The following is a 10,564-nucleotide window of genomic DNA, read 5'->3' as shown; positions in this document are numbered from 1 at the left end:
CTCCCGCGATTGCGGGCGGGATCAGCCGGCGAGGAAGTCCAGGACCACCTTGTTGACCGCCTCGGGACGCTCCAGGTAGCCGTAGTGCCCGGTGTCGGGGATCTCCTGGTACACCGCGCCCGGGATCGCGTCCGCCACCTCCTTCGACAGGTAGGCCGGGATCATCCGGTCGTCGGCGAAGCCGACGGACAGGCACGGCCGGGTGATGCCGCGGTAGGCGTGCACCCGGTCGAATTCACGGTCCATCGCGAGCTGCGCGCGCACCCCGGGCGAGGTCTTGCCGCCGGAGAACTCGAAGACGTCGAGCCAGTCGCGGGCCGCGTGCTGGTCGGCGAGCGTGGCGGGCGACAGGTTCATCACCGCCGTGACGGCGGCACGATACTTGGCCGGCAGTTCGACGCCGGACTCCTCGAGCGCCCGCTCCCCCTCGTTGAGGGTGCGCTGGAACTGGTCCATGCGGGCGTGACCGGCGAGGAACACGGCCTTGCGGACCAACTCCGGGCGCGCGAGCGCCAACTCCTGCGCGACACGGGCACCGAGCGAGGTGCCCACGACGTGCGCCGGGCCACCGAGCAGTTCGATCAGCCCCGCGGTATCGGCCACCATCGCCTCGATCGTGATGCCGTCGACGCTCTCCCCGGACGGCGCGATGCCGCGATTGTCGAACGTGCACACCCGGTAGCCCGCGGCCTGCAGCGCCGGCACCTGGTGCAGGTCCCACACGCGGCCGGGGCTGCCGGTCCCCATAATCAGCACGACGAGGTCGCCCTCGCCCTTGACCTGGTAGTTCAGAGGAATCCCGTTGATGGTGGCGATGGGCATGTCGGCCTTCCTCGTGCTGCTCTCACTGCGTCGAATAGGGTTGGGTAACCTAATTCACCGTGGTCGTCGCGTCCGGCGGCTGAAACTGTCCAACCCCGTCCCGGAGGGATCGCGTTGAGAGTCGCCACGCTGGGCTACCAAACCTGGGGCCACCGTACCCTGCAGGCCGTCCTCGATTCGGATCACGAGGTGGTGCTCGCCATCACCCACCCCAAGAGCGACCACGCCTACGAGAAGATGTGGGCCGACTCCGTCGCCGACCTCGCCACCGAGCACGGCGTGCCGGTCCACATCGCGAACAAGCCCGACAAGGACTTCAAGGCCGCCCTGAAGGCCGCCCAGCCCGACATCATCGTCGCCAACAACTGGCGGACGTGGCTGCCGCGGGACGTGTTCGACGCGCCGCGCTACGGCACCCTCAACATCCACGACTCGCTGCTGCCCAAGTACACCGGCTTCTCGCCGCTGATCTGGGCGCTCATCAACGGCGAGCAGGAGGTGGGCCTCACCGCGCACCTCATGGACGAGGAACTCGACGCCGGCGACATCGTCCTGCAGCGCTCCACGCCGGTCGGGCCTAAGGACACCGTCACCGACCTGTTCCACCGCACCGTGGACATGATCGGCCCGATCACCCTCGACGCGCTCGCGCTCATCGAGTCCGGCCGCACCGACTGGACCCCGCAGGACCGCACACAGGCCACCTTCTTCCACAAGCGTTCCGACGAAGACAGCCGCATCGACTGGACGTGGCCGGCCGACGCCATCGAGCGTCTCGTGCGCGCCCAGTCCGACCCGTACCCCAACGCGTTCACCACGTTCAAGGGACAGCGGATCCGGGTGCTCCACTCGTCGGTGTCGAAGGGCAACTACGGCGGCACCCCCGGCCGCGTCTTCATCCACGAGGGCGACGGCATGGTCATCGTCGCCGGCCCCGACGCCCGCACCGGGCAGAACAAGGGCCTCGTCATCGAACGGGTCCGCCTCGACGACGGGACCGAGATGTCGGGCAAGGAGTTCTTCCCGCACGGCGGCGGGTACCTGGGGCGCTGAGTCCCGGTCCGGGCGGGGCGGATCCGCGGGTTCGCGCCCGCGGCTCCGCCCCGCCGCCGCACCATCTGATCCGGATCGGCTCCGATAAAGCCCGAAACCGTTCCACCGCAGCGACTTTCCTGCGATACTGGGCGCGCTTCGCCGCCCGGCGGAGGCAGCGTTCCCACGCGGGTCCGTCCCGCGAAGGAGGCCCCATGCCCGACGCCGCATCTCGCCCCGGACGTCGCACCGTGCTGCGGGCACTCGCGGCGAGCCCGCTGTTGTTCGCCCTTCCGACGCACCTCCCGGTTGCGTCGGCAGCGTCCAGCGTCGGCAGCGCCGACCTGGCGGCCGGCAGCTTCGGCCGCGGGGACCTCGACACCGCGTCGGCACCCGACTGGATGCGCCTCCTGCCCGACAGCACAGATCTTGCGGGGCTGTCGCTTCCCGGCAGCCACGACACCATGGCGCACAACTCGTCGATCGCGACCCTCACCCAGGACTTCGATCTGGCCACTCAGCTACAGGCCGGGGTGCGCGCGCTCGACATCCGCACCCGACACTTCCGGGACGTGTTCCCGATCCATCACGGCCCCGAGTACCTGCATGCCAACTTCACCGACGTCATCCGGACGGTCACCACGTTCCTGCAGTCGAATCCGAGCGAGACCGTGCTCATGCGACTGAAGAAGGAGCACACGGAGGAGGAGAACACCCGGACGTACCAGGCAACCCTGGACTGGTACATCCACGACAACCCCGAGACCCGTGATCTGCTGGGCGCGCACCTGTGGAGGCCGCCCGCCGGATACGACAAACGAATCCCGGGGCTCGGCGAGACCCGCGGCAAGATCGTCGTGCTGCAGGACTTCGTTGCCACCGCCGCGTACGGCCCCCGGTGGGCGGGTCGGGACATGGACATCCAGGACGACTTCGAACTGCCGAACCTCGCCGCGGTCACGACGAAGTGGGACAAGGTCCGCACCCAGTTCGAGCGGGCGGCCGCCGGCGCCCCGCGGACCCTGTTCGTCAACCACCTGAGCGCCACCGGAGCCTCCCCGGCCGTGATGGCGACCGGAACCGTGCCGATCACGGTCGCCAAGGGTGTCCCCGGAACCCCGGGAATGCTCACCCGCGCCGAGCAGTACCTGCGGACCTCCGGCACCGGCCGGACCGGCGTCGTGATGGCCGACTTCCCGACCGCCGCGCTGGTGGAGACGGTCATCGCCCGAAACTTCCGCTGACCGCCGACCTGTTCATTCGCCGGACACGGCCGACCGGGAACGGCTAACCTGCCTCCGACTCCGCGGCGGCGCCGGGCCGTTCGCGTACAACGCCGTCACTCGCGAGGACCCATGGGATCGACACGCACCGCCTTCAATCGACTTCTGTTACTGATCGTGGGCCTGCTCGCCCTGGTCGCACCGGTGGTCGCCGCCCCGCTCGCCGGCGCCGAACCGGCGGCCGACACGACCACCGACGCGACGACCACCACCGCGATTCGCCTCGAGGGCGCAAAGAACTTCCGCGACATCGGCGGCTACGCGACGTCGGACGGCAGGCACGTCCGCACCGGGTTGGTGTTCCGCTCCAACAAGCTCAGCTCCCTCACCGACGCGGACCAGGCCGCGCTGACGGCCGCGAACGTCACGCTCGACGTGGACCTGCGAAACATGTGGGAACGCAAGGAGGATCCGGACCGGATCCCCGAGGGGGTCCGCTACCAGGTGGCGGACGTCGTCTCGTTCGAGCACGGCATCGGGTTCCACGAGTTCGTGCCGCTCACGTTAGGACGCGCGCTGGTCGACGCCGCGGTGAACGGATCGTCCGACATCGGCCAGTCCATCGGCTACCCGTTCATGGTCACCTACCGCGGCTCCGACGTCGCCTTCCGCGACCTGCTCACGGCGATCGCCGAGAACACCGACGGCGCCACCGTGTACCACTGCAGCGCAGGCAAGGACCGTACCGGCTGGAGTACCGCGATCCTGCTGACCCTGCTGGGCGTGCCGAAGGAGACGGTCTACGAGGACTTCCTGGCCAGCAACACGTACCTCGGCCGCGACAAGGCCGTCGAGAAATCCTGGCTCGATGCCGCTTTCGCTCAGGTCGACCGGCTGTACGGTGGTGTCGACAACTACGTGCGCAAGGGACTGGGAGTCGACCAGCAGACCATCGACACCCTGCGGGCTCGTCTGCTCGTCTGACCCGCGTCAGCTTCGGAAGGCATGACCCGATGGATCCGATCGACCGACTCAGGGACGAAATCGCGCGGACGGGGCTGCTGACGGCGCCACAGGCGGACGACGGATTCGTCTTCGGAAGCGCTCGGATGCGCGCCGTCGGGACCGACGTCAACGTGAACGTCGACCCCGAACTCGGCGACCGGTCCGACATGGACACCGGGGCGCTCCTCGCTGCCGTGGAACGAGTGCTCGCGGTCACCGATTCCCGATGGGGGCGGATCGTCGACTCGATCGCCGGGGAGATCGAGGAGGCGGTCGGTGAGCAGCGCGTGATCGAGGCGACCGACCTGCGCGACGATCTGACCCTCACGTCGATGGCCGTCTACCACGACGCGGTACTGCTCTCCTTCGCCGCACCGAAGCAGTTCCCCGACAGCTGGATCCGGGCGCAACTCGACGAGGATCTCGAGGTCGACGGGGTGATGGTGGACGAGAAGGACGACGACGCCGAGGTCGTCGAGTTCGCGTCGCTCGACGACCTCCTGGACCACGTGAGTTCGGCCGACGACCACTAGGACGGGCTCACATCGCGGAAATCCGTCCCGTCCAGCGATCATCAAACCGGACAGCCCGGAGCCGGAGAGTTCAGTGACCGAATCAACGTGACAGGGCCGGCACGAACGGCTCGAGACGTATCACAGAGCGCTCCACGACGACGGACCGAGCCACCCACAATGACCGATCACATCGGTCGTCGTCCGCTGTCACGACAGGTGGCAACGCCCTGACACAACACGGCGCCACGCCGCGAAGCCTGCGTGGTACGTGCCGCCCCCTTTCGGGGGTGGTCTCGATCACACTGTGACGCAGATCATGATCACATGAAGACGAACACAGACCTGTACCGTTCGGCCCGGGATCAGCTGATCGCGCTCGCCGATGACTACGACAAGGCCGTTGACGAGTTTCGGTGGCCGGACCTGACGGGCCAGTTCAACTGGGCGACGGACTGGTTCGATGCGTTCGCCCGCGGCAACGAGCGCATCGCGCTGTGGATCGTCGAGCCTGATGGCACCGAAGTGAAGGTGACGTTCGACGAAATGGCCGACCGGTCGGATCGCACGGCGACGTGGCTGCAGCAGTTGGGGATCAGGAAAGGGGACCGCGTCATCCTGATGCTCGGCAACCAGGTCGAGCTGTGGGAGGCGATGCTGGCGGTCATGAAGCTCGGCGCGATCGTGATGCCGACGACTGCGGCGCTGGGCCCCGAGGATTTGCGTGACCGCATCGCTCGCGGCGCAGTCCGCTGCGTGATCGCCAACGCCGGAGACACGTCGAAGTTCGACGACATCGGAGGTGACTATCTCCGCATCACCGTGGGCGGTAACCGAGACGGATGGCAGTCGTATGCCGACTCGGCCTCGGTGGAGTCGGACGGCCCGTTCGACTCGGTGACGACCGTCGACGAGCCCATGCTCATCTATTTCACCTCGGGGACCACCAGCAAGCCGAAGCTCGTCGAGCACTCCCAGATTAGTTATGCGGTAGGGCATTTCACCACGATGGCCTGGATTGGGATGACACCTGGCGATGTGCACCTGGCGATCAGCTCACCGGGCTGGGCGAAGCATGCGTGGAGTTGTTTCTTCGCCCCGTGGATTGCCGAGGCGACGATCTTCGTCTACAACTACGCACGATTCGATGCGAGCGCCTTGATGGAGCAGTTGCGTCGAGCAGAGGTGAACACCTTTTGCGCGCCACCAACGGTATGGCGCATGCTCATCCAGGCCGACCTTGGTGAGAAGCCTGAGTTCTTACGCGAACTCCTGGGAGCGGGTGAACCACTCAACCCCGACGTCATCCGCCAGGTCGAGGAGGCCTGGGGACTCACCATCCGCGACGGATTCGGGCAAACCGAGACCACACTGCAGGTCGGAAATACGCCCGGGCAACCGGTGAAGCCGGGATCGATGGGACGGCCGATGCCAGGGGTGCCGGTAGTGCTGGTCGATCCGGTCTCGGGCAAAGAGTCCGACGAAGGCGAGATCTGCCTCGATCTCAGCCAGCGTCCGATGAACCTGATGACCGGATACCTAGGCGATCCTGAACGCAACGAACAAGTGATGGCCGGCGGTTACTACCACACCGGTGATGTTGCTCAACGCGACGCCGACGGCTACATCACCTACATCGGACGTACCGACGACGTGTTCAAGTCGTCGGATTACAAGGTGTCCCCATTCGAACTGGAGAGCGTTCTGATCGAGCATCCGGCCGTGGTGGAAGCGGCAGTTGTTCCGCAGCCAGACGACACCAGACTCGCCATCCCCAAGGCCTATGTGGCACTCGCTGCGGGTTGGGAACCGACTGCGGAGACCGCCCGATCGATCCTCGAATACTCGCGCGACCATCTAGCGCCGTATCAGAAGGTCCGGCGGGTTGAGTTCTTCGAACTGCCGAAAACCATCTCAGGAAAGATCCGCCGCGTCGAACTCAAGGACCGAGAAGACATCGCACACCGCGACAGCACGCCGATCAGTACCGAGTACCGCTACGAGGACCTCATCGGCTAGTTGGGCGGTCGCTCATGTGACACCCGGTCCCATCCGGCTCACCGGATGGGACCGGGCCGAGGCCCCCTGCCGCTGCGGCCGGCAGCCTGACCGAAAGCCCGTCACCAACGCCATGAGCTCATACAGCTAGATCGTCTCGGCCGCGAGGGCACCGGAGTCACGTTCGCAGACAATCGATCCGCTCGCCTGTCCTTCCCATGCCGCCCACAGCTGGGCGTACCGTCCGCCTGCCGCGACCAGCTGGGCGGGCGTGCCCTGCTCGACGATCCGTCCATGCTCGAGCACCACGACCCGGTCGGCGGCCGCGGCCTGCGTGAGCCGGTGCGCGACGACGAGCGTGGTCCGGCCGCGGGTCGCGGCGTCGGCGGCGCGTTCGAGTTCGCGGGCACCCGCGCTGCCCGCCTCGGCGGTCGCCTCGTCGAGGACCGCCACCGCCGGGTCGGCCAGCACCAGGCGGGCCAGCGCCAGTTCCTGCGCCTGCGCGGCGGTGAGCGCGTGACCGCCCTCCCCGACGACGGTGTCGAGTCCGTGCTCGAGGGCCCGCACCCACGTCAGCGCGCCCACCGTGTCCAGGGCGGCGGTGACGTCCTCGACCGTCGCGTCGGGGCGCGCCAGCCTCAGGTCCTCGACGAGCGGACCGGCGAACACGTGGACCTCCTGGCTGACGATCGCGACGTGCCGGCGCAGCGATTCGGCGCCCAACCCGCCCAGCGGCACCCCGCCGATGCGGACCGTTCCCGACGTCGGCGGCAGCGAACCCGCCGCCAGCGCCGCCAGCGTCGACTTGCCGGCACCCGTCGACCCGACCAGCGCCACCCGCTCGCCCGGCTCGACGCGCAGGCTCACGCCGTGCAGCACCTCGTGACCGCCGTCGTAGCTGTGCCGCAGGTCCTCGAGCTCGAGCGATCCGTCGACCGGCGCGCCACGTGTCCCGGTGTCGTCGGCCTCGGGGATCCCGAGCACGCCGACCAGTCGGGCGAGACTCGCCCCCGCGGACTGCACCTCGTCGAACGTGTACAGCAGGGCGCCGATCGGATTGAACAGGCGGTGGAACAGCAACGCCGCCGCCGTCGTCTGACCGACGGTCACCGCGTCGGCGTCCACGAGCGCGAAGCCGACCGCGAGAATCACTGCGAGTCCGACGAATTCGGCCCGATTACCGCGTCCGGCGAAGCGCGTGAACAACCCGAACACGCCGACCGCCAGGTTGCGGGCGTCCGCCGACGCGCGGTCGATGTCGGCGAGGTGCCGGTCCTCGAGGCCGTACGCGCGCACCGTCCGCACACCCTGCATGCTGCTGACGAGGGCCTGCGAGCGGCGCCCCATCGCGACCCGCTCCTGCGCATACAGCGGACCCGACCGCGGCAGGTACCACTTGAGCGCCAAAGCGTACATCGGCAGCGCCACCATCCCCGCCAGCCCCAGCCGCCAGTCGATGCCGACCATCGCGGCCATGCTCAGCAGCACCAGCAGCAGCGCCGAGATGAGGCTCGGCACGACGTCGGCGACGGCCTTGCCGATCACCGAGACGTCATCGCCGACGCGGGAGAGCAAGTCGCCCTTACCGACTCGTTCGATCGTCGGGATCGGCAACCGCAGGGCCCGCGCCAGAACCCGCTCCCGCAGCCCGGCGAGCGTGCCCTCGCCCAGCCGCGCGATGAGATAGGAACCGACACCGGTCAGCGCGCCGGCGACGATCGCCGCGACGGTGATGACCGCGACGACGCCGACGATCGTCGACGCCGGGGCGCCCTCGCGCACCCGGTCGACGAGCATGCCGAACACGTACACCGGGACCACCGCCGCGGCGGCCGCGACCAGCCCGACGACCAGGGTCAGCGCGGTCAGCCCCTTGCGCTGCCCCAACTCTCGCCCGAGCCAGCGCCAACTCTCCCCCGCCGACGCGATCGGCAGCAGTTCCCGAGTCGTGCTCATCGCAGCACCGCCTTCCGGTAGTTCACGTCGGTGGCCGACAGGTCGGCGTGGGTGCCCTCGGCGGCCACCCGGCCGTCGACCAGGACCACGACCCGGTCCGTCACCGCCAGCAGCGCGGGGCTGCTGGTGATGAGCACCGTCGAGTGGGCGCGCTCGTCACCGTGCCGCGCGGACGCGATGCCCTCGGCGATGGCGTGCTCGGTGACCGCGTCGACGGCCGTGGTGGGATCGTGCAGCACCATCACCGGCGCCTGCGCGGCCAGCGCGCGGGCGAGCGCGACGCGCTGGCGCTGCCCGCCGGACAGGCTGGCCCCGCGGTCGGTGACCTCGTGGTCGAGCCCCGCGGGATGCGCGTCGACGACGTCCACCGCAGCCGACGCCGTCAGGACCCGCTGCACCGCACCGTGGTCGGCGTCCGGCGCGCCAGCCGTGACATTGGAGTGGACAGTTCCGGCGAACAGGTCGGTGTGGTGCGGTTCCACCAGCATCGTCCGGCGCGCGTGCGTGAGCCCGAGGGCGGCCGACGCGACGCCGCCGATCCGGACCTCTCCCCCGTACCGGTCGGGCGGCACCTGCCCGGACAGCACCTCGGCCAGCGCCTCGGCGTCCTCCGGCCGGTACGCGACGACCCCGAGCAGCTCGCCCGGCGTCACGCTGAGGCTGACGTCGTCGAGCGACCGGTACGCGACCGACCGCAACTCCACGTCGCTCGCGCCCGACGGCACCGACGTCCCCTCGGGCAGCAGCGGCTCGGCGTCGAGCACGAGGGCGAGCCGGTCCGCCGACGCCCGCGCGTTCGCGTACAGGCCTGGCACGCGCGCCAGCATGCCGAGCGGTTCCACGAGGAACTGCGACAGACCCACGACGGTGATGAGCTCGCCCACCGAGATCCGCCCGTCCAGCGCGAACCAGCCGGCGAACCCCGCGACCGAGACCGCGAGCAGCGCGCTCACCGTCATCGACACCCCGACGAACATACCCGTCGCCTTCGCGGCCCGCATCGTCGCGGCGAGCGCGTCGCGGCTGACGTCCCGGTAGCGTCGCGCCGCGGTCTCCTCGGCCCCGATGCCGCGCAGCGGGCGCAATCCGCTCACCAGATCGGTCGCCATGCCGGCCGCCCGCGCCGACGTCTCCTGCTGCGCCGTCGCACGCCGGGTGATCAGCGGCGCCGCGAGCTGCAGCAGCCCGAGCATCACCGGGGTACCGATCAGCACCGCGAGGCCGAGCGGGACGTCGATCCACAGCAGCGCGATCGCCGACGCGATCAGCGCGGTCAGCGCGGCCGCGACCCGCGGCACGACGTCGAGGATCCACGCCTCCTTGTCGGCGTCCGAGGTCGAGACCGTCAACAGTTCACCGGCCCGCAGGTCGGTGCGGACGCCGCGCGGATCGAGGATCCGGCCGGCGACCTCGACGCGCAGCCGGTGCGCCTCCTGCTGGACCGCGGCCACGATGAACCGCGCGCCGATGCGCCACGACGACGTCAACACGACGAACAGGACGGCCAGCGCCGACAGCCACACCGCGAGCGCCGTGGCGTCACCGGTCTCGACGGCGCGGTCGACGATGACACCGATGGCGATCGGCACCGCGGTTTCCGCGACCTGGTGCACGCTCACCAGGACCGTGCCCGCGAACAAACGCGCGCGGTTGCGTGCGAGTGTCCGCCGCAGAACCGCGATACCACCGGCCATCGATCCTCCAGCCCTCGAATCCAGTTAGGTAAGTAGACCCTAACCGGATGGTGAGTGGCGCTTACCGGGGCGGTTCTCATAGAGTCGCAGTAAGAACTACCTGCGCCGAAATAGTGCAAGCCCGGAAGGAACAAGATGGCCGCGAAGACGACCACCGAGAACGACATCGCGGACGAGGACCTCGAGCCCGTAGCCGACGAGACTGCCCGGCAGGCCCAGCGCGTCGTCGCTGCGTACGCCACCGACGCCGACGAATGCCGGATGCTGCTCTCGATGCTCGGCATCGGCCCGAACACCAAGCTCGACTGACGAACACCGACAG

At 69.0% G+C, this 10,564-nt stretch carries 9 protein-coding genes; 6 read left to right on the top strand and 3 right to left on the bottom strand.

Going from position 1 to position 10,564, the window contains the following annotated elements; all coding sequences use genetic code 11:
- Nucleotides 1-21: 21 nt before the first annotated feature.
- Nucleotides 22-822, bottom strand: a complete 801-nt coding sequence (locus EGT67_RS19340; protein WP_127917710.1) for an alpha/beta fold hydrolase — start codon at nucleotides 820-822, stop codon at nucleotides 22-24.
- A 114-nt stretch (nucleotides 823-936) separates the two neighbouring features.
- On the opposite strand from EGT67_RS19340, the gene EGT67_RS19335 reads away from it, so the two are divergent.
- The 5 genes from EGT67_RS19335 (at nucleotide 937) to EGT67_RS19315 (ending at nucleotide 6,613) form a co-directional block, all read left to right on the top strand.
- Nucleotides 937-1,875: a methionyl-tRNA formyltransferase gene (locus EGT67_RS19335; protein ID WP_127917709.1), complete on the top strand. Its 939-nt coding sequence runs from the start codon at nucleotides 937-939 to the stop codon at nucleotides 1,873-1,875.
- A gap of 194 nt (nucleotides 1,876-2,069) precedes the next feature.
- Complete coding sequence (locus tag EGT67_RS19330; protein WP_164877607.1) at nucleotides 2,070-3,098, top strand: phosphatidylinositol-specific phospholipase C; 1,029 nt, start codon at nucleotides 2,070-2,072, stop codon at nucleotides 3,096-3,098.
- A gap of 111 nt (nucleotides 3,099-3,209) precedes the next feature.
- Complete coding sequence (locus EGT67_RS19325; RefSeq protein ID WP_127917708.1) at nucleotides 3,210-4,061, top strand: tyrosine-protein phosphatase; 852 nt, start codon at nucleotides 3,210-3,212, stop codon at nucleotides 4,059-4,061.
- Nucleotides 4,062-4,090: 29 nt separating this feature from the next.
- Nucleotides 4,091-4,615 carry a cytochrome C5 gene (locus EGT67_RS19320; protein WP_127917707.1) on the top strand — a complete coding sequence of 175 codons (525 nt, stop codon included), beginning with the start codon at nucleotides 4,091-4,093 and terminating at the stop codon, nucleotides 4,613-4,615.
- Nucleotides 4,616-4,921: 306 nt separating this feature from the next.
- Nucleotides 4,922-6,613 carry an AMP-binding protein gene (locus EGT67_RS19315; protein ID WP_127917706.1) on the top strand — a complete coding sequence of 564 codons (1,692 nt, stop codon included), beginning with the start codon at nucleotides 4,922-4,924 and terminating at the stop codon, nucleotides 6,611-6,613.
- A 126-nt stretch (nucleotides 6,614-6,739) separates the two neighbouring features.
- Here EGT67_RS19315 and EGT67_RS19310 read toward each other — a convergent pair whose 3' ends face one another.
- Together EGT67_RS19310 and EGT67_RS19305 are read right to left on the bottom strand one after the other, a co-directional pair.
- On the bottom strand, nucleotides 6,740-8,548 hold the full coding sequence (locus EGT67_RS19310; RefSeq protein ID WP_127917705.1) for an ABC transporter ATP-binding protein: 1,809 nt from the start codon (nucleotides 8,546-8,548) through the stop codon (nucleotides 6,740-6,742).
- Nucleotides 8,545-10,242 (bottom strand): ABC transporter ATP-binding protein, encoded by a 1,698-nt coding sequence (locus EGT67_RS19305; protein ID WP_127917704.1) that lies wholly within the window; start codon nucleotides 10,240-10,242, stop codon nucleotides 8,545-8,547. Before EGT67_RS19305 ends, EGT67_RS19310 begins: the two co-directional genes overlap by 4 nt.
- 135 nt (nucleotides 10,243-10,377) lie before the next feature.
- Between EGT67_RS19305 and EGT67_RS25145 the strand changes: the two genes are divergently transcribed.
- Entirely contained in the window at nucleotides 10,378-10,551 is a 174-nt protein-coding gene (locus EGT67_RS25145; protein ID WP_164877606.1) for a hypothetical protein, read from the top strand.
- Nucleotides 10,552-10,564 lie beyond the last annotated feature (13 nt).

This window comes from Prescottella agglutinans, from assembly GCF_004011865.1.
GTDB lineage: Bacteria > Actinomycetota > Actinomycetes > Mycobacteriales > Mycobacteriaceae > Prescottella > Prescottella agglutinans.
Note: the sequence above shows the minus strand (reverse complement) of the source record. Positions and strands in the feature narration are given on the sequence as shown.

What these genes read in the sequence shown, in the direction of transcription:
- EGT67_RS19315 (WP_127917706.1), top strand. Translation starts at nt 4,922, where the DNA reads ATGAAGACGAACACAGACCTGTACCGTTCGGCCCGGGATCAGCTGATC.
- EGT67_RS19305 (WP_127917704.1), bottom strand. Translation starts at nt 10,242, where the DNA reads ATGGCCGGTGGTATCGCGGTTCTGCGGCGGACACTCGCACGCAACCGC.
- EGT67_RS19340 (WP_127917710.1), bottom strand. Translation starts at nt 822, where the DNA reads ATGCCCATCGCCACCATCAACGGGATTCCTCTGAACTACCAGGTCAAG.
- EGT67_RS25145 (WP_164877606.1), top strand. Translation starts at nt 10,378, where the DNA reads ATGGCCGCGAAGACGACCACCGAGAACGACATCGCGGACGAGGACCTC.
- EGT67_RS19330 (WP_164877607.1), top strand. Translation starts at nt 2,070, where the DNA reads ATGCCCGACGCCGCATCTCGCCCCGGACGTCGCACCGTGCTGCGGGCA.
- EGT67_RS19320 (WP_127917707.1), top strand. Translation starts at nt 4,091, where the DNA reads ATGGATCCGATCGACCGACTCAGGGACGAAATCGCGCGGACGGGGCTG.
- EGT67_RS19310 (WP_127917705.1), bottom strand. Translation starts at nt 8,548, where the DNA reads ATGAGCACGACTCGGGAACTGCTGCCGATCGCGTCGGCGGGGGAGAGT.
- EGT67_RS19325 (WP_127917708.1), top strand. Translation starts at nt 3,210, where the DNA reads ATGGGATCGACACGCACCGCCTTCAATCGACTTCTGTTACTGATCGTG.